General features: G+C 34.5%; 21 protein-coding genes and 2 pseudogenes. 3 read left to right on the top strand and 20 right to left on the bottom strand.

From position 1 onward, the window contains the following. Positions 1-125 precede the first annotated feature (125 nt). The 11 genes and pseudogenes from QM956_RS01270 to QM956_RS01320 all read right to left on the bottom strand — a co-directional run bounded on the left by QM956_RS01270 (position 126) and on the right by QM956_RS01320 (position 8,199). The gene (locus QM956_RS01270) at positions 126-788 is read right to left on the bottom strand and encodes an ABC-2 family transporter permease (protein WP_414302109.1); all 663 of its coding nucleotides are present in this window, start codon (positions 786-788) and stop codon (positions 126-128) included. Beyond that, complete coding sequence (locus QM956_RS01275; RefSeq protein WP_000590350.1) at positions 766-1,506, bottom strand: lantibiotic immunity ABC transporter MutE/EpiE family permease subunit; 741 nt, start codon at positions 1,504-1,506, stop codon at positions 766-768. The genes QM956_RS01270 and QM956_RS01275 overlap by 23 nt, the downstream gene beginning before the upstream one ends. After that, entirely contained in the window at positions 1,503-2,189 is a 687-nt protein-coding gene (locus QM956_RS01280) for an ABC transporter ATP-binding protein (RefSeq protein WP_001025883.1), read from the bottom strand. Before QM956_RS01280 ends, QM956_RS01275 begins: the two co-directional genes overlap by 4 nt. A gap of 170 nt (positions 2,190-2,359) precedes the next feature. Then, entirely contained in the window at positions 2,360-3,700 is a 1,341-nt protein-coding gene (locus QM956_RS01285; protein ID WP_414302110.1) for a sensor histidine kinase, read from the bottom strand. Continuing rightward, complete coding sequence (locus QM956_RS01290; RefSeq protein ID WP_153198769.1) at positions 3,693-4,376, bottom strand: response regulator transcription factor; 684 nt, start codon at positions 4,374-4,376, stop codon at positions 3,693-3,695. Before QM956_RS01290 ends, QM956_RS01285 begins: the two co-directional genes overlap by 8 nt. Positions 4,377-4,863: 487 nt before the next feature. Next, the gene (locus tag QM956_RS01295) at positions 4,864-5,151 is read right to left on the bottom strand and encodes a DUF5966 family protein (protein ID WP_414302133.1); all 288 of its coding nucleotides are present in this window, start codon (positions 5,149-5,151) and stop codon (positions 4,864-4,866) included. Positions 5,152-5,166: 15 nt separating this feature from the next. Continuing rightward, positions 5,167-5,463: pseudogene (locus tag QM956_RS01300) on the bottom strand (DUF5962 family protein); the annotation flags it as partial. A 56-nt stretch (positions 5,464-5,519) separates the two neighbouring features. Then, the gene (locus tag QM956_RS01305) at positions 5,520-6,248 is read right to left on the bottom strand and encodes an ABC transporter permease (RefSeq protein WP_203212799.1); all 729 of its coding nucleotides are present in this window, start codon (positions 6,246-6,248) and stop codon (positions 5,520-5,522) included. Continuing rightward, complete coding sequence (locus QM956_RS01310) at positions 6,245-6,994, bottom strand: ABC transporter permease (RefSeq protein ID WP_261023664.1); 750 nt, start codon at positions 6,992-6,994, stop codon at positions 6,245-6,247. The genes QM956_RS01305 and QM956_RS01310 overlap by 4 nt, the downstream gene beginning before the upstream one ends. 5 nt (positions 6,995-6,999) lie before the next feature. Then, on the bottom strand, positions 7,000-7,911 hold the full coding sequence (locus QM956_RS01315; protein ID WP_261009053.1) for an ABC transporter ATP-binding protein: 912 nt from the start codon (positions 7,909-7,911) through the stop codon (positions 7,000-7,002). Positions 7,912-8,064: 153 nt separating this feature from the next. After that, positions 8,065-8,199, bottom strand: a complete 135-nt coding sequence (locus tag QM956_RS01320) for a type A2 lanthipeptide (RefSeq protein WP_261050114.1) — start codon at positions 8,197-8,199, stop codon at positions 8,065-8,067. Positions 8,200-8,378: 179 nt separating this feature from the next. On the opposite strand from QM956_RS01320, the gene QM956_RS01325 reads away from it, so the two are divergent. Beyond that, on the top strand, positions 8,379-9,077 hold the full coding sequence (locus QM956_RS01325) for a response regulator transcription factor (RefSeq protein ID WP_261050116.1): 699 nt from the start codon (positions 8,379-8,381) through the stop codon (positions 9,075-9,077). Next, complete coding sequence (locus tag QM956_RS01330) at positions 9,074-10,444, top strand: sensor histidine kinase (protein ID WP_049500913.1); 1,371 nt, start codon at positions 9,074-9,076, stop codon at positions 10,442-10,444. The genes QM956_RS01325 and QM956_RS01330 overlap by 4 nt, the downstream gene beginning before the upstream one ends. Before the next feature lie 42 nt (positions 10,445-10,486). On the opposite strand, the gene QM956_RS01335 is transcribed toward QM956_RS01330, so the two are convergent. Next, positions 10,487-10,684: a DUF5966 family protein gene (locus tag QM956_RS01335; RefSeq protein WP_239667053.1), complete on the bottom strand. Its 198-nt coding sequence runs from the start codon at positions 10,682-10,684 to the stop codon at positions 10,487-10,489. 144 nt (positions 10,685-10,828) lie between these two features. On the opposite strand from QM956_RS01335, the pseudogene QM956_RS01340 reads away from it, so the two are divergent. Continuing rightward, positions 10,829-11,523: pseudogene (locus QM956_RS01340) on the top strand (IS630 family transposase); the annotation flags it as partial. 25 nt (positions 11,524-11,548) lie between these two features. On the opposite strand, the gene QM956_RS01345 reads toward QM956_RS01340, so the two are convergent. The 8 genes from QM956_RS01345 to QM956_RS01380 all read right to left on the bottom strand — a co-directional run bounded on the left by QM956_RS01345 (position 11,549) and on the right by QM956_RS01380 (position 20,268). After that, a complete protein-coding gene (locus tag QM956_RS01345) occupies positions 11,549-12,433 on the bottom strand; it encodes an ROK family protein (protein ID WP_023946141.1) in 885 nt (294 codons plus the stop codon). 17 nt (positions 12,434-12,450) lie between these two features. Beyond that, a complete protein-coding gene (locus tag QM956_RS01350) occupies positions 12,451-13,368 on the bottom strand; it encodes a dihydrodipicolinate synthase family protein (protein ID WP_001281493.1) in 918 nt (305 codons plus the stop codon). Between the two features lie 69 nt (positions 13,369-13,437). After that, positions 13,438-14,541, bottom strand: a complete 1,104-nt coding sequence (locus tag QM956_RS01355; protein ID WP_414302111.1) for a Gfo/Idh/MocA family protein — start codon at positions 14,539-14,541, stop codon at positions 13,438-13,440. Positions 14,542-14,553: 12 nt separating this feature from the next. Then, positions 14,554-16,647 (bottom strand): neuraminidase NanB, encoded by a 2,094-nt coding sequence (gene nanB / locus QM956_RS01360; RefSeq protein ID WP_414302112.1) that lies wholly within the window; start codon positions 16,645-16,647, stop codon positions 14,554-14,556. Positions 16,648-16,663: 16 nt separating this feature from the next. After that, positions 16,664-17,497: a carbohydrate ABC transporter permease gene (locus QM956_RS01365; protein WP_000730332.1), complete on the bottom strand. Its 834-nt coding sequence runs from the start codon at positions 17,495-17,497 to the stop codon at positions 16,664-16,666. Then, positions 17,497-18,381, bottom strand: a complete 885-nt coding sequence (locus QM956_RS01370) for a carbohydrate ABC transporter permease (protein WP_000237988.1) — start codon at positions 18,379-18,381, stop codon at positions 17,497-17,499. The genes QM956_RS01365 and QM956_RS01370 overlap by 1 nt, the downstream gene beginning before the upstream one ends. Positions 18,382-18,459: 78 nt before the next feature. Further along, positions 18,460-19,797, bottom strand: a complete 1,338-nt coding sequence (locus tag QM956_RS01375; protein ID WP_000738780.1) for an ABC transporter substrate-binding protein — start codon at positions 19,795-19,797, stop codon at positions 18,460-18,462. A gap of 18 nt (positions 19,798-19,815) precedes the next feature. Further along, positions 19,816-20,268 (bottom strand): YhcH/YjgK/YiaL family protein, encoded by a 453-nt coding sequence (locus tag QM956_RS01380; RefSeq protein ID WP_000587482.1) that lies wholly within the window; start codon positions 20,266-20,268, stop codon positions 19,816-19,818. Positions 20,269-20,292: the final 24 nt, after the last annotated feature.

A 20,292-nucleotide genomic window follows, 5' to 3' on the forward strand; every position in this document is an offset into this window, starting at 1 on the left:
AATCAATAACGCCTCTCTCCAATATGTCTTTACAGACTTATTTTGGATATGAAGTAAAGTCAAAACAATTCCCAAACTTCCATCCAAAAATTTAACACTCCCTTCATTTCAATCATAGTATATAATTAAACACCTTTTCTGCTTACAACTACTAAATTAGCAACAAACAATAATACAACATAAAAAATTAAAGCCAATAAATAGGTTGTGCTTCTAAAATTATTTTCTAAAATTATATTAACTGGCAAAATTACTGGAATCCAAAAAATATTAAGAAAAACTTTATTTGTTGCAAATAATATAAATAAACTTTCTACAACAGCAATAAGTAAATTGCCACCTTTCGCAATAAACAATGTCAATAGCATGTGGAAATGATTTAGCAATATTAGTAATAACCAACTAACTATTCCTACGTAAAAATAATATGAAAAGTGTTCTAACTCTATACCTACAACTACCCATAAAGGAATAGTGAGTAAAGATAATAGTAAATCTAACACAAAAATTTTCGCTCCCCATATACTGGCTGTATTTCTCGAGCCTTTAATATTCTGATAATTATTAGCATTGATTTCTTGTTCAGATACTAATAAAGTGATTATCGTAGTTATCATACAATAGCCTAACATGGGTAAAAAGATAATATTTTCCAATACAATCGTGTTATTTACAGATAATATGTAAATTGGAATTGTCAATAGTTGTATAGTAGACAAAATCAAAATAATGTATAGTTGATACGAATCTTTAAATTTAATCATTTCACTTTTTAGCAATTGGATCATTACTTAACCTCCAATTTAACATTAACAAAGAAACAATAAATAGAATCAATGATAGAAATACGGTAAATACTACCATTTTAACGTCTGTTACATGATTTGTTAAATCTAAATCTCCTGACGGTTTTATATACATAAGACTATAAGCAATTTTATAATGATATGTAAAAGGAAAGAAGAACCAAAAGCTACTTTGAGCGATAAAAGGTGCAACCAAAAAACAAATCAAGGAGTTAATAGATACTAAGATATAGGGGTTGATCCGTTTCGAAAATAGATACAAGAGTGGCAATACCCATATGGATGTTATCGAAATAAGTACTAAACAAATTAAGTCACCAATTATATTCAATGATATTAAGTCGCCATACAAAAAATTACTTGTAAATAATAATATAGCTAAAAACCATACGTTCGAAATGAGTAAATCTTTTAATTTTAAAAGTATCTTTACGATATATATTTTTATGCTATCATTTCGAAAGTATATATTCTGGAAGTTTCCTGCAGCTTCTTCTGCTTTATAATCATATAAAAATAACAATCCAATAAGCGTGTACAAAAAGACGGCTTCCCACCAATATATTGAAAAACTTTCTAGAATACTCGGTCCAACAAGTAATACAGCTATTAAAATCGACAATCCAGGAGCTATTATCAAGAATTTTTTGGATGTATTTTTTCGCTGTTTTAACCATTCTGATTTAAATATTTTTATCATATTGCGTCACCTCCATGAACAATTCTTATAAATAAAGATTCTAAATCATCACTTTGAACATTCGAACCATCGTAAAAAATTTGACCATCATGTAAAATAACAACTTTATCTGCCACTTTACTAACTTCATACAGTTGATGGCTAGATAAAAGAATTGTCATTCCTGATTTCTTTAAAGAAATCATTAAATTCAACAATTCCTTTATACCATCTGGATCCAATCCATTGGTAGGTTCATCTAAAATGAGCAAATCTGGACTAGTGATTATTGCCATACCTAATCCCAAACGTTGTTTCATACCTAAAGAAAAGCTCCCTGCTTTTTTCTTTCCCGTATTAGATAGCCCAATCAAGTTTAATACTTCATTAATTCGTTCGTCAGAAATGTCATATAACAATGCTCTTGTTTTTAAGTTATCATAAGCAGATAAGTTCATGTAGATAGCTGGAGTTTCAATAAGCGCTCCAATCTCATATATACCCGCATTTTTTTTCCCATTAAAAATAACCGTACCACTATCAGCATTTTCAAGACCAAAAATAATCTTCATAATTGTTGATTTTCCTGCACCATTAATACCTAATAATCCACAAATACTCCCCTCTTTTATTTCAAAAGAAATATTTTTCAGCACTTCTCTATCCTTATATGATTTTCTAAGTTTTTGAACTTGTATATTCATAACTATAATTCCTCCTTGTTTTATACTTGTATGTTATACTTTATTTTTCAAAATTTGTTCAGAATTTCCAATTTTACAAAATTAAAAAAATAGACAGTCCTCAATTTAGAAAACCATCTATTTTTATACATAACTATTATATGGAAGCTATCTAATATATCCTTAAAGAATTATTTTTTAATAAGCAACGTCACTTGAGCGCCACCTCTATCTGGATTTGATAAAAACAATTCTCCTAAATGTCTAGTTGCAACTTGTTTAGCAAATGCTAACCCTAAACCATAGTGCTTATTATTCCTACCTTTATTCTCAGTATAAAATAACTTATCTGCATTTAATAAGGACTGTTCAGTAAAAGGCAGACCATTATTCCACACTACAAAATTAATATACTCTGTTTCCTCAATGATAGTAAGCGTAACTTTTTTTTCTCCAGAACTATATCTTGCTGCATTTGCTAAAATGTTAATTAATGCCCGATTTAAATTAAAGCGATTTCCCTTAAAAAATATTAATTTTGTAGTATTAATAATTTTGAAATCAACCTTTGCATTATTCATTACAGATTTCGCTTCTACTGACAGCTCACTTAAAAATTCGGATAAATGTATCTGTTCTCCATAATCTTTATCTTCAATTAGTAATCTTGAATAATCAATCATTGAACTAAAGTATCTTTCAAAAACTACTATACTGTTATTCATTGACTGAGTGTATTCCTTCTGTTGAACAGTCAGGTAAGTTAATTCAAGCAACTCTAAATTTCCCTTTAGTACTGTTAAAGGAGTTTTTACATCATGAGCTAATGCACCAACTTGAAAAGATAAATCTTCCTTCTCCCTTCTCTCTGATTTGAGTAAATTAGTTAACTCGTCGTCCTTTTGATATAATACAGAAAGAATTTCATCGAACTCTTGTATTTGAGCAGGAATGTTTTTATCTTTAAATGTTAACTGTCCCATGTTTAAAGTCTTTTTTTGTATGAGGAGAAAATTATTTGAAAATTCTTTTATTAATCTTGTAAGTGACCAAATGAGTAAAATTGTTTCGATAACGAAGAAAAATAAATAAGAAAATAGATTAAATGAAAAGTGACGCAAATTCGGATTAACAAACTCAGGTATCATGGGTTGCCTGACAGTAAGTACAATCTCTGAATTAGCGTAATACCCATAATACACTGCATCATTACTTATGGATTCATTTTTAGCAAAAACTTCTCGATAGGCTGGCAAATCCTTTTTTTGATAGTTACCCTCTTCAATTGTACCCGTCTTGCGATTAAATACAACATAGTCAAATATAGAGTTATTCATTGCTTGGACTACATCACTTAAATTGCTGCTATCACTCACTGAAATTTCCATTTTAGAGCCGTATACATTTAATTGTCCAGTAAAAACAAGTAAATAAGTAAATATAAAAAATAAAAGTATACTCAGTAACGTACCTGTTACTAGTTCTAAAACAGTCCTTATTATGCGCCCTCTAATTGTACTCTTCTTACTCATGCCACTTGTATCCCATACCTCTAACTGTTTTTATAGGATTAATTCCATACGATGAGAATTTTAATCTTATTTGATAGATATACTCAGATATTGAACGAAAGAGGGTTTCAGCATCATCATCATAAACATTTTCATATATATCTTGTACAGTAAAAATTTTTCTTGGATTGCTAGATAATAGCTCTATGATATCATATTCCCTACTTGTAAAAGCAAGACTATCTCCATTAATACAAACAATTTTTTCTTGTAAATAAATCGTTATTGGGGATAATTCTCGAACAATTTGATTACTTAATTCACCTTGTTTGTATCGTTCTTCTCGTTTGAGATTTGCAGCAACTTTGGCAATTAATTGATTGATGCTGAAAGGTTTTGTAATATAGTCATCTCCTCCTAAATTCAATCCTGATACTATATCATCTTCGGTGTCTTTTGCACTAACAAAAATAATAGGGGAGCTTACTTTATTTCTAATCTGCTTACAAATTTGCATACCATCTATATTAGGCATCATTACATCTAATAAAATCAAATCAAATCCTTTGAAATTATTAATATTGATTGGTGCAGTCACTTCTTGATACGTCGTTACCTGATAGTTTTTCATCTCTAAAATAGTTCGCATCAATTTCAAAATTTCAAAATCGTCATCTACAACTAATATCTTATACATTCTATCACCTCAAAAAATTTTAGAGAACTACCTGCAATGCTCCGTATTTCTGACAAAGAATAGTCTCAATACATCAGTTTGTAATGTAAATTAAATTTTTAGAAACTAGTATAAATCTATTTTACACTATCTTGAACAAAATTCGTAATATTTAATAATATAATTTGAGTGCCATCAATATCATTTCTTATCCAGCAGAAATAACCATAACTTTCCCATCTATATATGAATAATCCTCCCCCTTAAGTTCTCCAACGTAATGTTTCAATGCTTCTTGATTATTTTAATCTAGACCCTCATCACCTACTGAAGCAACAATTATTGAACCTTGACATTTGAGATTGTATCAGAGAAAATTCAGATTTTATTCAGAGAAAAAATCATCTTTACACTACTAGTGAAATTCAAATTTAAGAAAGAATCAATTTCTAAAATTTTTCATGTCCTAAAAAAACGGAATACGTTTTGAACTTGTTCAGATTATTTTCTATCCCTTCTTCCACTTATGCCCAGCCCAGCCTGCCAAGACAAGTAAAACTAAATTAAAGATGATAAAGAAAGTCGTAAAACTAAATAATCCATTTTGAGCTAAATCTGCCGTGTAAAGTTCGGTCTCTGTAAAGAACAAATATATTCCATAGCCCTCCACGAAAATAATAAAACTGACAAAACCAATAAGGAAAAGTCCACTAGCAATAAAAAAGAGTCTCCATAAAAGAATGAGAATTCCTCCTACTGCTAAAAAAATTACTGGGATAAGGAGTAAATCATTCATGACTTTCTCCTTTCTAATCAATTGACGGTAATGGGTGGCAAGAGAGGAATCAAATTCCTCTAGCTTTTGAACTAAGTCCAAATACTCCTCTTTCTCATGTTCTTCAAAGTCCACACCTCGATGATTCTGAAGAGCGATTTCCAATTGGCTAGTGAGTTCTCGTTTGGAAAAGCTGTAACCGCCTGTCACTTCCTCATAATGTTCCTTTAGTTCCTTGTAGGCTTGGTATTCTTCAGGTGTTTGAAATCCCTGTACCAAAGCCTCTTCTAATTGATAATTTGAACTTCTTTCTATAAAAACTAGGTCAAGCATACCGGATAAATCTTGGAGCTTTTATCACAAGAAAAAGACTCCTAAGAGTCTTCGCATTACTTATGCAATTCTTTATTACTCAATGTATGAAAAATCCCCCACAGAAGAATATTTACAATGATAAACAGCACTATTTCCACTAAATTAAAGTCTATCAAATTCCGTGACCGCATTGCCACCATAGCTTGGGAGTAGGGATAGATTAAAGATAATTTATCTGATACAAAAATCATCATAAATCCTACGAAAGTACCAATAGCACCAATTCCCACAGATTTACTGAAAACACGAGTTTTAGCTGTCACAAAAAACTGTACTGCCATCATACTAATTGTTCCAAAAATCCCCAATAAATCCCACTTGAGGTAGGTAAACAAATTAGAAATTTCTAAATGAGCTAGGTGAGCACTGACATAAAAAATACCAAACAAGAACAACTGTAAAACAGCAATAAACAAGATAATTACTATTTCTTTTGCCAACAATAATTTCCCAAGACTGACATTATTAGCTCTGAGAAATTCAATATTTTTTCTGTCAAACTCTTTTCCTAACATCATGGCTACATAAAGGCTAACCAAAATCGGAAAGAAAAGCTGGCTATAATAGAAGGTCAATTGTCCCCATAAAACAGGCACTTTTTCAATTTCTGCAACCATAGAATAAGCTGAACCAAAGTAAATCCCAAGACCAATCAGGCTACAAAAAGCTAAGAAGCAAATACCAATCATCAACATGGAAAATTTTTTGGTTTTCCGCCATTCTACTGATAGATAAGACATCATAGCTTGCCTCCTTTCTTTTCAACCAGATAGAGAGATAAGAAGAGATAGATTAGGGCTATTGGCAAATATGTAAAGAGTTTAAATCCTAGGTTTGTCGCCAAAACATAACTCACTTGACTGGCAACTTGCTGGTAATCCACCAGAGACAGATATCCTATACCACCAAAAGGGAAAATTAGCTGTAGAAAAGCTGGTGCATGACCAAATCCAACACCAAGAAATCCTCCGAAAATCCCTAATGCCAGTATCAATGCCTGCTTCTTCAGTAAAAACTGCAAAGTCAAAAACAGACAGGTTAAGACAAAAGAGGCTAGCAAGAAAATGACGATTTGCCAGAGGATTAGGCTAACAGGCATTTCTAGACCTGATAAGATTGCAATCAACTGGGCTACTACTCCCTCCAAAAAAGCGAGAAAGGTCAAAATGAACATAGTCAGGCCAAGCTTACTCAGAAAGATATGCCGTACATTTTCACCATTTGCCAAAAGCAGTTTGAAAGTGTTGCCCTCCTTCTCGTTCTTGACAATCCGCGATACAAAAAGAGCAATCACAATGGGGAGAATCAAGCCATTTACTTCTTTTATCATATAGAAAATTAGGCTAATCTGGTGCATGTCTGGATTACTTAGGTAGCGTGTAGCGGCTGCAATTGCCCAAGCAAATCCGACTCCCATAACTAGTATGCTAATGAGGAAGGATTTGGTTCGTTTTGCCTTGAGCAATTCAATAGACAAATTATTCAACATAAGACTCACTCCTTGGTTAAGTTGAGGAAGATAGATTCCAAGGTTTCTTGTTCTTGCTTCACTTCATAAATTGGAACTTTCTCGACTATTAAATCTCGTAACAAACTAGAAATCTGCTGATCAGCAAGGTTAGTCAGCTTGAGTTTATCCTCTTGTATCTCCAACATCTTGCACGGATAACCAAATAACACTTGGCTAATGACTTCACGTCGACCTCTAAAATCCCCACGCACTTCCAGCCATTTATTGGACTGAATTTTACGAATTTCTCCCTCGTAAACCAGTTGACCATGATTGATAATCCCCACACGGTCAGCTATATGCTCTACTTCAGAAAGGATATGGGTAGAGATGAAGACAGTAATGCCCTGTTCTTTTGCCAACTTGATAATCAGTTCCCGAATTTCATGAATCCCTGCTGGGTCTAGCCCATTTGTTGGCTCATCCAGTATCAACAAACGCGGTTTCTTGACTAAGGCAAAGGCTAAAGCCAAGCGCTGTTTCATACCCAAAGAATAATCTTTAACCAATTTTTTCTTGTTTTTAGGTTGATCTAACCCCACAATTTTCAAGGTTTCCTGAATATTTTTCTTATCAAATCCAAGAATTTTTTGGAAGACCAAGAGATTTTCATAGCCTGTCAAATTAGGATAATAAGACGGTTCTTCAATCATAGAGCCAATCTGATTAAGATACTGCTTGTCCGTACCTATAGATTGACCGAACACTTCAATCTCCCCAGCTGTACGAGAAATCAAAGACAAAATCATCTTCATGGTAGTTGTTTTTCCAGCTCCATTTGGACCTAGAAAACCATAAATCTCACCTTGTTGAACTGATAAGGAACTAAGGTTAACTACCTGAGTATCCTTAAATCCCTTTTGTAAGTTTTTTATCTGTAAAACATTACTAATCATTATGAACTTCCTCCTTTAAGCCAAATAATTTTCTATAATTTTGATTTCTATAAATCAAATTATCATGAGTATCTTTGATAACGTCTCCACTACTCTTATCAACAAAAATGATAGAATCAACATAATTCACAATATCTAATTGGTGACTCACTATTACCATTGTTTTGTCTGAATAAAATGAATTATTCCACTACCAGCACCAAGAACGTTATCAAGTTCTTCAAGAGTTAATTCTTGAAGAGAATTCATTACTTCAATCTCAACGAGATTCTTTTGTTGTTTAGCCATTTGGAAATACCTCACTGATTAAAATTTATTTGAGAAGTATCTCTATCTAGGTTATGTCTTTATTATAGACATGCTAGATTAATTTTAAACTAAGCTAACCTTAATTTTACATTAAGATTAAAGTATCTTGCTTTTTTCATTCTTTTAAATGGTATAATATAGATAAGCGAGGTAAGATTATGAATTTCGAACAACAACTCCTGAATAAGCACATCCTTATCATTGATGACGATAAAATTTTAAACTCTTCCATAAGAGATATTCTCATTGCCTACGGATTTTCCAATCTAACATCAGCCTATGATATAGAATCTAGTTTGGACATGATTGAAACAGAGCAGTTCGACCTTTTCCTTTTGGACATTATGCTCCCCGATGGTGATGGCTACACATTAGCAAAACATATCCGACAAAAAGGCGATACTCCTATCCTCTTTCTGACTGCCAAAAATAATCCTGAAGATGAGGTAGCTGGTTTCAATGCTGGTGGTGATGATTATGTCGTAAAACCCTTCATTCCAAAAAATCTTATCTATCGTATTATGGCTCTGCTCAGGAGAAGCTATAAATCAGAACAGGAAGCAATACAGATTGGACAGACTTTGGTAAGTTTTCGGAATGCAACAGTACAAAAGAATGGAGCAGAAATTTCTATTACACCAATTGAAATTAAGATTTTGAAAAAACTTTACGATAATAAAAATTACATCGTTTCAACTGAATCTCTCTGTGATACGATTTGGGGAGTGGATAGCTTTGGTTATGAAAACTCTTTGACTGTACATATTCGGAAAATTCGAGAAAAAATAGAAGAAAATCCTTCAAAACCTCAATATTTAAAGACAGCTAAAGGGCTGGGATATAAATTGTTATCATGATTATGAACCAAACCAAAATTTTAAGGTATTCACTAAAGAAATTTATCTTTTTTTCCATCATTATCTTTATTACCAATATTATTCTAATTGCCAGTTTTGTTTTCTACATTAGGGAAAAGCAAACTGCTACTGAGACTGTAAAAATAATTTCTGAACACATTACCATCACAAAAAATAACGTCCACATACCTAAAAAAGATATCTCTAGTCTAAAAGAACAAGAGTTATGGCTAATGGTATTGGATAAGCAGACTGGAAAACAAGTGTACGAACAGTATAAACCTACAGAAATTCCTTCGCAATTTGACTATGGGGACATTTTACAGTTTTCTCGCTATTATCTTTCAGATTATCCTGTTTTTAGTCAGATAAAAGGTGGCTACATCATTGTTGTTGGTTTTCCAAAAGATAAAATTGCTCGTTATAGTTATAATTACTTAGATATAGATAGTATTCGCCTAATTCCACTAGTAGCATTTGGAGTATTGCTTTTCAACTGCCTTTATTTCGCTTTTCTTTACTACTATGGTGTGACGCATATCAATCGTAAAATTGCGCCTCTTGTAACTGCTATTCAGAATCTCCCAGATGGTTTGAAAAATCCAATAAATTCTATATCAGAACTAGAATATCTTACAACTGCAATTAATCAAACCGATACTCTACTCAAAGAGAATGAAGTCTTTAAAGAGCAATGGATTTCAGGAATTGCACACGATATCAAAACACCTCTTTCTGTCATCATTTCTAACGCGTCCTTGTTAAATGATTCTGAACTAGATACACAGTCTAAAAAGCATATTCGCCCAATATTGACAGAATCCTATTACATCCAAAATATTTTAAATGACTTAAATATAGTAGCCCGCCTTTCATCCGGTCATCTTCAATTAAATCAGACTGAAACAAAAATTATCCCCTTCTTCAAAGACATTCTCATCCATATTTTAAATCAAGAAATCTGGAATGAATTTGAATTTGAATTTGATTACGATTGTTCACTTGTTAATCAATCTATCATGATTGAGCAGTTTTTAATCACGAGAGTTATCCATAATATCATCTACAACTCTGTTTTACATAACGAAAAGGGGTGCACAATAAGAATCTACTTATTCAAAAAAGATACAAATGTAATTGTCGAAATCAAAGATAATGGACAGGGAGCTTCACCAGAAAAAATTACTGAACTTAATGAATTATCTTTTAAAAACATTGATATTTCTAAAATTAGAACGACTGGAATTGGGCTAAAAATTTCAAAACAAATTGTTGATTTGCATCAGGGCTCTATTTCGTTTGCTAGTGTCCAAAATGAATTCTTTGAAAGTATCATTTCACTTCCGATTTTCAACATTACTAATTAGATAAAAAATGGAGAAGAACCATTAGAGTTTTCTCCATTTTATTCATCTTATCTTCCACTTATACCCTGCCCAACCTGCCAAGACAAGCAAAGCAAGGTTAAAGATGATAAAGAAAGTCGTAAAACCAAATAATCCATTCTGTGCTAAATCTTCCGTGTAAAGTTCAGTCTCTGTAAAGAGAAGATAGAATCCATATACCTCAGTAAAGAGAGTAGCACAGGCTAGTCCAATTAAAAACAATCCACTAGCCAGAACTATGAGAATCTAGAGAATCAAGGCAATCATGCCCACGACTATGAGAATAAGAGGAAGAATCAGAAAATCTGTCATAAGGCTCCTCCTAGTCTACCATGCGACGATAAAAGTCTGCGTCCTAGCAGATGTCTCAAAAACCATCTTACTGACAATCCAGACGCTTATTCGACTGAAATAGCTTCTGAATTTGACTGTCATCCAACTACTATCCACTATGCTCTCAAAGCTATGGGATACACTCGAAAAAAAGAACCACACCTACTATGAACAAGATCCAGAAAAAGTAGCTTTATTTCTTAAAAATTTTAATAGTTTAAATCACCTAGTACCTGTTTATATTGATGAAACAGGATTCGATACTTATTTTTATCGAGAATATAGTCACTCATTAAAAGGTCAGATAATAAGAGGTAAAGTATCTGGAAGAAGATATCAGAGGATTTCTTTGGTTTCAGGGCTAACAAATAGTGAGTTAATCGCTCCAATGACTTACGAAGAAACAATGACGAGCGACTTTTTTGAAGCTTGGTTTCAGAAGTTTCTCTTACCAATATTAAATATACCATCAGTTATTATTATGGATAATGCAAGATTCCATAGAATGGGTAAGCTAGAACTCTTGTGTGAAGAGTTTGGGCATAAACTTTTACCTCTTCCTCCCTACTCACCTGAGTACAATCCTGATTGAGAAAACATGGACTCATATCAAAAAGCACCTCAAAAAAGTATTACCAAGTTGCAATACTTTTTTTGAGGCTCTTTTGTCTTGTTCTTGTTTCAATTTACTATACAACACAGATGAACTATATGCCCGTCGTACCTAGAAAATCCTAGTTTGGTTGAACCAAACTAGGATTGTTTTGTTTTAAAATGATAATAAGCTCCCAACATACCTGCTGTATTTTGATGATGAGCAAATTCTAATCTCGTCTTATCAGCCAGACTTGGTACCAAAGCATCTTTCAAAGCTTTTCGAATTTTAGGCTTGAGAATAGCCTCTTGCCCCATAATACCGCCACCAAGAATGACTACTTCTGGATTGGCCACATAGCAAATATTTGCCAGACCTTTTCCTAGATAGTCTACCATGCGGTCAATGCCAGCCATACAGATCTTGTTTCCTTCAGTAGCCTCCTTGAAAATGCGTCGACCATTCCAGTGTTCCACTTCCTCACCATGAGCCTTAGCTACATACTCAACCAAAGCTGTGGTAGAAGCGAGATCCTGGAACGCTCCATCCTGCATATGCATATAACCAACTTCACAGGCCGAATTGCTAAATCCATGGAAGACTTTCCCGTCCATAATCAAGCAACCACCGATACCTGTTCCAATAGTCAGGCAAAGTGTGACACTCGCTCCCTTACCTGAACCAGATACCGCTTCAGCAAGACCTGCACAGTTGACATCATTTTCAATCTCACAAGGAATCGCAAAGCTAGTCTCGATTTCCTTCTTGAACTGGGTTCCTGCATAATTTGGAATCTGAGGTCCAGCATAGAAAATCTCACCCTTATCTGGATCCACCATTCCTGCAGAAGAAATAGCAACACCTGCTACTGGGCCTTGTTCTAAATAGCTGGCTACGATATCTTTGGTCTTTTGTAAGATATGAGGTCCACCCTTATGCGCCTCAGTTGGCATTTCATGCGATTCAACAAGTTGGCCTTCTTGGTCAATCAAACCATATTTGATGTTGGTTCCACCGATATCAATTGCAACATAGTGTGTCATAAATACCTCCTTATGGATTAGAGGAAGCGCTCCTTGGTTTCACGAATCAAGGCTGCAGCTGCTTCTACAACTGGACGATCGTCTTCAGTCACTGGTGTCAATGGTGAACGAACAGAACCAATATTCAAGCCTTCATTGATCTTCAAGACTTCCTTAATGACACCGTACATATTTCCATGTGCAGCAGTGAGTTTACCAATGATAGCGTTGATAGCATACTGCAATTCACGCGCTGTTTCCAAATCTTTATCCGCAATCAACTGATTGAGTTTCAAGAAGAGTTCTGGCATAGCACCATAAGTACCACCAATACCAGCCTTAGCACCCATGAGGCGACCACCTAGGAACTGTTCATCAGGACCATTGAATACGATATGGTCTTCTCCACCAAGGCTCACAAATGTTTGGATATCTTGAACTGGCATAGAAGAGTTCTTCACACCGATAACACGAGGATTCTTCAACATTTCAGTATAAAGACTTGGAGTCAAAGCAACTCCTGCCAATTGAGGAATGTTGTAGATGACATAGTCTGTGTTTGGAGCTGCAGAACTAATATCGTTCCAGTATTTAGCAACTGAGTATTCTGGTAAGCGGAAGTAAATTGGTGGAATCGTTGCAATGGCATCTACACCTAAGCTTTCAGCATGACGAGCAAGTTCCATACTGTCTTTGGTGTTGTTGCAAGCAACGTGGGCAATAATGGTCAATTTACCTTTGGCAACTGCCATGACTTCTTCCAAAATCAACTTGCGGTCTTCAACGCTTTGGTAGATACATTCACCAGAAGAACCATTGACATAAAGACCTTGAACCCCTTTATCAATGAAGTATTGAACCAAGGCACGCGTACGCTCTGGACTGACTTCTCCTTGATCATCATAACATGCGTAGAAGGCTGGAATGACACCTTCATATTTTTTTAAATCTGACATAGATTTTCTCCTAACTTATTTCCGAAATGAGGGGAGAAAATAAATTTTTCATCCCCTTTACCATTATGTTTATTTTACAATTTCTGACAATTTTACTTTGCGATCTTCAAACATAGATTGGGTACAAGCATCTGCAGTAGCAATTGCTTCTAGAGCTGCTTCACCTGTCAATAGTTTTGCAAATTCTTCTGAGACTGGAGCTCCTTGCATAATCTCATGTAAATAGCGCATTTCTTTGTCAATGACAGATGATAACCATAATGGAGTACGTTTACCTGGTTTACCATAAGCAATTGCTCCGTCCATCTCTGTACTATGATAGATACGAGTACGATCATCATCTTCTTCTTGCGATTCATGAATCAAGAAATAGCTTTCTTGCCCATCTAGCTTAAGAGTTCCTTTACAGTTGAATAAGTCTAGGCGGATAGCGCCTTTCGTTCCTTGGATTAAGACATAATGTTCACCCCAACGATAAGCTGAACCCCATTCTAACAAGGCAAAACGCTTATTAGAAAATTCCATATTGACAAAAATCATATCATCTTCATCACCGAAATTTTCACCTTCATGGGCTACATTTCCACCTGTCATGGTTACAGTTTCAGGCATGCCACCCATAAGGAATTGAACACAATCCAACTCATGGATGTGGTGATACAAGTGACCACCTGATTTTTCACGAATTTTTTTCCATGATACTGACGGTTGTTGTTCTTCCCAACCATTACGAGCTGTGTGACAATATAGAACGTCTCCGATGACTCCTTGATTAATGAGTTCTTTTGCATGATGGACACCATTGAAGAAGTTCATAATATGTCCTGCCATAAAGGTTACATTGTTTTCTTTACATGCATCTACCATCTCGCGACAATCTTGATAAGAAAGCGCAATTGGTTTTTCACAGAAAACATTTTTACCATGTTGTGCGGCCTTGATAACTGGTTCTTTATGAAGATTATTTGGAGTTGCGACAATAATACAATCTACTTCATCGCTAGAAACCAACTCATCTAGGGAACTTGCTACTTTTGCTCCCAACTCTTCTGCAATCGCCTCTGCATTATCTGGGTCATAGAGAAGAGTAATCTCTGCTCCATCATTCTTTTGCATATAACGAGCCAACTCAGCTCCAAAATATCCTGTTCCAACAACACCGTATTTAACCATGTTTTTTCTCCTTTATTTTGTTAAATCATTAATTTCCAAATCTATGTACTGAACTACATTACTTAAATGCAATTCATTTCTCGACCATGAATCATATTTTTCAAATAATACACCTATGTGATGATTTGGCAATTCTGTAATCGCAGAATATGCATAACCATACGAAGGCAAATCAATGTCATAGTGGTACTTCCAATCAATACTATCATCTTCTTTATTGACTAAACCGACAACTAATTGGCCTCCCTTACGGCCATTTTTAGAATTTGGTGTACTCAAAATGACTGCTTCTTTTCCATCAATTAATTGAGAGTATTTAATTGCAGATACTTGTGTACCATATGAAGTTTGTTGAATTCCATCGATATACGAAACTTCTGACCATGTTTCTCCAGAATCTCTACTAGTCATATAGGCAATCTTACCTGTAGTAGTTCTAAAGAATGTTCTAATCACACCATCTCTCATTTCAACCATTTGCGCTTCTGCTGTCGCATTCTTAAACGGAATTGAAGCTGAGGATTTCTTCCATGTTTGACCACTATCATCAGAAATGAGATAAGTTAGTTCGCCACTGGTATATGTTGCAAAAATTAATCTGTTACTTGATTTTAATGCTAAACCTTGTCCGGGACATAAGTAAGTTCCATTATGTTTTTCACCTAAGAACGGAGGCAATAACTTAAATTGTTCCCAACTCTCTCCTCTATTCTGACTAGTTGTCATTGCTATATAATTAGTAGGAGTCACTTTAAATAACGAATCTTTGTAGAAAACATTCATAGGAACCTGTTTTCCATTATGCCTTTCTCTTAGAGAGCCACTATCAAAATCAACCGAATATTGTTCGACTGTTAAAGACTTTCCTCCCTCCAAAACTTCATACTTATCATTTACAGTATAATTTGTAGGTTTATTTGTTGTTTCATCGTAAACGACACCATTTTCTCTAACTGTATAACGGAAATCGTTATCTCCATTCTTCTTTAGTTTTAAATAATAATGACCGTTTATTTCTTTAAAACCTGAATCAGCTTTATTTGCATTATTATTTCCGATACCAGCAGGCATAACATCAGCTAATAATATCGTTTTCCCAGATTTTTTATCTTCAACAATGGATGAATCTATAAATGAAGCACTTCCACTAATTTGACTATTCTTTAATTTATTATCTCGTGGCCAGTAAACTAACTGCTCCTCATAGTCATTAAACTTCATAGCAAAAGTTGGCTCACTCCACGTTTTCCCATTATCATCACTATAAGAAGTCGCGATATTAATCTTACTTTTAGAATCATGAGTCCCACCATAACGTGCATCAATACTTGATAGAACTCTTCCACTACTTAATGTATATAATGTCGGTATTCTAAAATAGTTTGCTTGAGTAGAATCTCCTGATTGGAAAATTAACTGAAATGGATTTGACAAGGGAATAGTTGAAACTTCCTGATCACTAATTGCTTTATTAAATAGACTGATTTCATCAATACTTCCTCTTGCAAGATAATGATCCTTGCCTTCACGATTAACAGCTCCTAGTGTTGCCTTATCTATACCATTTATATTTGAAATCGGCAAAAATGTATCAACTGTTTCAGAGAACACTTCTATACCATTAACATACATTGTGTATGTCTTATCTTTAGAATCAGATACAAATACGAGTGTATTTTCAACTGCCTGTCCTTTATGCTTTCCCCATAATGAAGCTGGTCTAGAAAATAAATAATTTATTCCCTTTTGGGCGTCTCTTATTTCTACACCTATCTCACCAGAATCTCTCATGAAAATTGAAAAGTAATTATTTTTAAAGCCTGCTTTACTATTAGATAGACCAAACAAAGCTTGAAGCGAGTTTGGTTTATCTGCTTTAAATTTCATTACTACTGTCTGACTCTCTCCAGATAATTTATCTAATAACAAAGGGCTGATATCTATACTCTTATTGTTCAGTTGATATGAACCTCCTTGAAAAATAGGAGATATAGACAGTTGACCATAGTTTAATTCATTCGCATGAATCAAAGTGGGTACTCCCATTAAAAGACTAATTCCTACAACAGAAATTCCTAGTTTTGAATAAATACCTCTCTTATTCATTTTTTCCTTCTTTCGTTTACTTCACAGATCCTTCTGATAATCCACTTGCAATCTTATTTTGGATAATAGAGAAGAAAATAATTGATGGAAGAACCACAATAACAGATGCTGCCATCATATCTCCCCAGTCTAAAATTTCTGAACCGTTAAGAGATCGAAGAGCTACTGCTACTGTCATCTTTCCTGTATTGTTAATCAAAATTAAAGCATACAAGAATTCATTCCAAGCATTGATAAATGTATAAATAGCTGTTGCTACAATACCTGGTGCTACAATCGGTAGCACAACTTTATAAAATGTAACAAATTTATTTGCACCATCAATTCTAGCTGCTTCTTCAATTCCAATTGGAACTGTTTGGAAAAATCCAACTAAGAGCCAAACTGCATATGGAACACTAAAAGATAGATAAACCATCATCAAGCCAAATAAACTATTTGTTAATCCAACTTTAGCAATGGCAATTGAATAGGGAATTGCTAACAAAATTGGTGGGAAAATGTAGGTAATGACAAGTAATCTCGACATGATTGCTCCCAATTTAGGGAAGAATCTAACAATACCATAGGCTGCCATAGCAGAAATAATAATCGCAATAACGGTTGTAGCTAAGGCAATGATTAAACTGTTTCGAATGTTATCAATAAAGTGCAAATCGTTAATAACATGAGTGAAATAATCTAATGTAAATTGTTCAGGCCAAAATCGTGTTGGATACTGAGTTAATTCCCCTTTCCCCTTGACAGAAGATATGATAATCCATACCAATGGGAAAATTGCAACGATGGTCGCACCAATCAAGAGTACATGTGAGAGAATATCTAAATAAATACCGGATTTCTTCTTCATTATTTTCTACCCTCCTTTTCCCACTTACTGATGATAGCAAAGTAGATAAAGCAAATTGCCACCAAGAAGATAAAGAGCAATACTGTAACTGCTGAAGCACGACCCAACAATTTAGTTCCCCAACCTAGGTTGTAGGCAAAAATTGGAAGCGTCGTTGTAGCATTGGCTGGTCCACCACCTGTAATTAGGTAGATAATGTCAAAGTTATTAAAGATCCATACAGTTCTCAAAACAACTAGAAGCCCTACAACCACTTTGATATGTGGAAAGACGATAAATTTGAACACTTGCCAACTTGAAGCACCATCTATCTTAGCAGCCTCAAATTGTTCTTCTGGTACTGTTTGCAAAGCTGAAAGCACATTAACCATGATCATCGGCGCTCCAAACCAAATGTTGATAAACACCAAACATAGGAATGCCCATGTACTATCTGTCAAAAATGCAGGCGTATGTTCCATTAAACCTAATTTTACGATTAGATTAGGTAAGTAGCCATAAACCCCGTTTAGAATCCACTGCCAAGAAAAGGCAATAACGATGGTAGGAAATGCCCAAGGAACAATCAATAAGGTCCTATATAATTTCTTGAAGTGGCGTACTCTGTGAAGAGCCAAAGCCAATACAAACCCTACTAAAACTTGACCAACTAATGAGAAAACGGTCCACTTAATTGAATTAAAGAACGCATTAAAGAAGTTGGGATCTGATAGCACAGCTTTATAGTTAGCTAAACCAACAAATTTATAATTAGGCATAATCAAATGCTTATTGGTAAAGCTATAAAAAATACTCGAGAAAAACGGATAAACAAAGAGTAATCCTACGATAATCATAGCTGGCAAAACAAATATCCAGCGAGTTAAATTACGTTCTTTAACCATTCTCCTTCTCCCTTCTTTTACAAGATTGGGCTAGGGCTTTTCAGCTCACTAGCCCACCTATTTTCTAGTCTTTTACATCTACTGAGCAGCCTCAAATAAATCGTTTAATTGTTTTTCTGCTTCTTTTGCTGCTTTCATAGGATCTGTTCCATTTGAAATGATATCTTGGAACATTTGTTCAATAATGTGTTGGTTAGTCAACATACCAGCTTGTACACTTGGTCCATTTTCATAACCAATAGCAGTACCTTTTTTAACAGCTTCAGTAATCACTTCTTCAGCATGTTTAAATTTCTTACGAGTTTCATTTTCTTTATAGGCTGCAGAATCGCTAATCCCCTTAATAGTTGGCAACATACCTACTGGAGTTGAATCAAGGAATTTAACGTAGTCTTCTTCATTATAAAGTGATTCTAAGAATGCTTTAGCAACTTCTGGGTGTTTTGAATTTTTCCAAACAACCATTGGAATGTTTGAGGTTTCAATTCCTTGTTCCTTATCAGATTCTTTGATTTTTGGAATAGGATAAGCATCAATCGAATCAATCAATTGAGGACTGTTGGCATTAATTCCTCCAATATGGAAGCCAGAGTTAAAGTCAAATGCTGTTTTTCCTTGATAGAACAAGGTAGCTTGTTGAAGGACATTAAAGTTCAAAGAATCTTGGGGTGAGATTTCTTTATACATTTTAACCCAGTATTTAATACCATCTTGAGCAAGTTGACTTGTCAAATCTGCTTTAAGATCTTTTGTCAAGAGACTTCCACCACCACTACGTACGTAGAAGTTCAAGAAACGTGTTGCCATTAAGTCATTTGTTCCAAACGGAACAGACAAGCCATAAACTCCAGCTTCTTTCAATTTTTTAGAAGCTTCATAGAGTTGATCCCAAGTTTTAGGAACCTCAATATTATGCTCTTTTAACAAATCTGTTCTAACCCACATGACTTGTGCATGTGAATAAAGAGGAACAGAGTAGTAATCATCTCCGATTTTTGCTTCATTTAAGGCAGTTTCGTTAAATTTATCCTGTCCAATACGCTTGATAGAATCGTTTAGCGGAACCAAAGCATCTGAGTTGACCATTTCCATTACTTGGTTAGGAAGAGCCGTACTGATATCTGGCACATTTCCATTTGCTAAACCTGTAGTCCATTTAGTATAGAAGTCATTCCAAGAAAATGTTTCAATCTTGATTTTGGTTTTTGGATGCTTTTGCATAAAAGCATCTGCTGATTTTTGAATACTTTCCAAACGTGGTCCTTGAGTAAAGGAGTGCCACATTGTAATCTCACCAGATAATTCTGTCGGTGGTTCAGTGTCAGCTGTAGTTTCTTTCTTTCCTGAACAAGCTACCAAGGCAACGGCTGCTAGCGCAACTCCAGCTAGACATAAAAACTTTCTCATTTTTTTCATTGTTCTTCCCTTTCTACATTAAGAAATCGCAACTTTAAAGACAACTTTTTTAACAGGTTCATCATTTATACGAACCTTGGGTTGATGTAAATCTTCTGGAAAAGTGATAAGGCATTCACCAGCTCTCAAATGAACTAACTGTTCCACTTCTCCTGTGTATAATTCAATATCTTTTTCTTCATCATATTTTTGGGTAACGCTTACATTTTCTGGCGACGTAACAGCCATGGCTTCTTCATTTTCCAAAACTAAATGAATATCCAAATATTTTTGGTGAGTTTCAAAGAAGGCTCCTGCTTGACCGTCTGCTAGATAAGTAAAGCAATTACCAAATAATCGATCACCATCGATATCAATCGGACCTTCTGTTAAATTTTCTAGTCCTGTTTTTTCTAGAAAATCTATTAATGTTGCAAAATGTGGATTTACTTTCACATAAGTTCCTAAACGACTGATTTTAGTAATAATCATACTCAATCCCCCTTTCTTTATTTT

The organism is Streptococcus mitis (assembly GCF_047460035.1).
GTDB lineage: Bacteria > Bacillota > Bacilli > Lactobacillales > Streptococcaceae > Streptococcus > Streptococcus mitis_DW.

What these genes read in the sequence shown, in the direction of transcription:
- QM956_RS01270 (WP_414302109.1), bottom strand. Translation starts at nt 788, where the DNA reads ATGATCCAATTGCTAAAAAGTGAAATGATTAAATTTAAAGATTCGTAT.
- QM956_RS01275 (WP_000590350.1), bottom strand. Translation starts at nt 1,506, where the DNA reads ATGATAAAAATATTTAAATCAGAATGGTTAAAACAGCGAAAAAATACA.
- QM956_RS01280 (WP_001025883.1), bottom strand. Translation starts at nt 2,189, where the DNA reads ATGAATATACAAGTTCAAAAACTTAGAAAATCATATAAGGATAGAGAA.
- QM956_RS01285 (WP_414302110.1), bottom strand. Translation starts at nt 3,700, where the DNA reads ATGAGTAAGAAGAGTACAATTAGAGGGCGCATAATAAGGACTGTTTTA.
- QM956_RS01290 (WP_153198769.1), bottom strand. Translation starts at nt 4,376, where the DNA reads ATGTATAAGATATTAGTTGTAGATGACGATTTTGAAATTTTGAAATTG.
- QM956_RS01295 (WP_414302133.1), bottom strand. Translation starts at nt 5,151, where the DNA reads ATGAATGATTTACTCCTTATCCCAGTAATTTTTTTAGCAGTAGGAGGA.
- QM956_RS01305 (WP_203212799.1), bottom strand. Translation starts at nt 6,248, where the DNA reads ATGATGTCTTATCTATCAGTAGAATGGCGGAAAACCAAAAAATTTTCC.
- QM956_RS01310 (WP_261023664.1), bottom strand. Translation starts at nt 6,994, where the DNA reads ATGTTGAATAATTTGTCTATTGAATTGCTCAAGGCAAAACGAACCAAA.
- QM956_RS01315 (WP_261009053.1), bottom strand. Translation starts at nt 7,911, where the DNA reads ATGATTAGTAATGTTTTACAGATAAAAAACTTACAAAAGGGATTTAAG.
- QM956_RS01320 (WP_261050114.1), bottom strand. Translation starts at nt 8,199, where the DNA reads ATGGCTAAACAACAAAAGAATCTCGTTGAGATTGAAGTAATGAATTCT.
- QM956_RS01325 (WP_261050116.1), top strand. Translation starts at nt 8,379, where the DNA reads ATGAATTTCGAACAACAACTCCTGAATAAGCACATCCTTATCATTGAT.
- QM956_RS01330 (WP_049500913.1), top strand. Translation starts at nt 9,074, where the DNA reads ATGATTATGAACCAAACCAAAATTTTAAGGTATTCACTAAAGAAATTT.
- QM956_RS01345 (WP_023946141.1), bottom strand. Translation starts at nt 12,433, where the DNA reads ATGACACACTATGTTGCAATTGATATCGGTGGAACCAACATCAAATAT.
- QM956_RS01350 (WP_001281493.1), bottom strand. Translation starts at nt 13,368, where the DNA reads ATGTCAGATTTAAAAAAATATGAAGGTGTCATTCCAGCCTTCTACGCA.
- QM956_RS01355 (WP_414302111.1), bottom strand. Translation starts at nt 14,541, where the DNA reads ATGGTTAAATACGGTGTTGTTGGAACAGGATATTTTGGAGCTGAGTTG.
- nanB (WP_414302112.1), bottom strand. Translation starts at nt 16,647, where the DNA reads ATGAATAAGAGAGGTATTTATTCAAAACTAGGAATTTCTGTTGTAGGA.
- QM956_RS01365 (WP_000730332.1), bottom strand. Translation starts at nt 17,497, where the DNA reads ATGAAGAAGAAATCCGGTATTTATTTAGATATTCTCTCACATGTACTC.
- QM956_RS01370 (WP_000237988.1), bottom strand. Translation starts at nt 18,381, where the DNA reads ATGGTTAAAGAACGTAATTTAACTCGCTGGATATTTGTTTTGCCAGCT.
- QM956_RS01375 (WP_000738780.1), bottom strand. Translation starts at nt 19,797, where the DNA reads ATGAAAAAAATGAGAAAGTTTTTATGTCTAGCTGGAGTTGCGCTAGCA.
- QM956_RS01380 (WP_000587482.1), bottom strand. Translation starts at nt 20,268, where the DNA reads ATGATTATTACTAAAATCAGTCGTTTAGGAACTTATGTGAAAGTAAAT.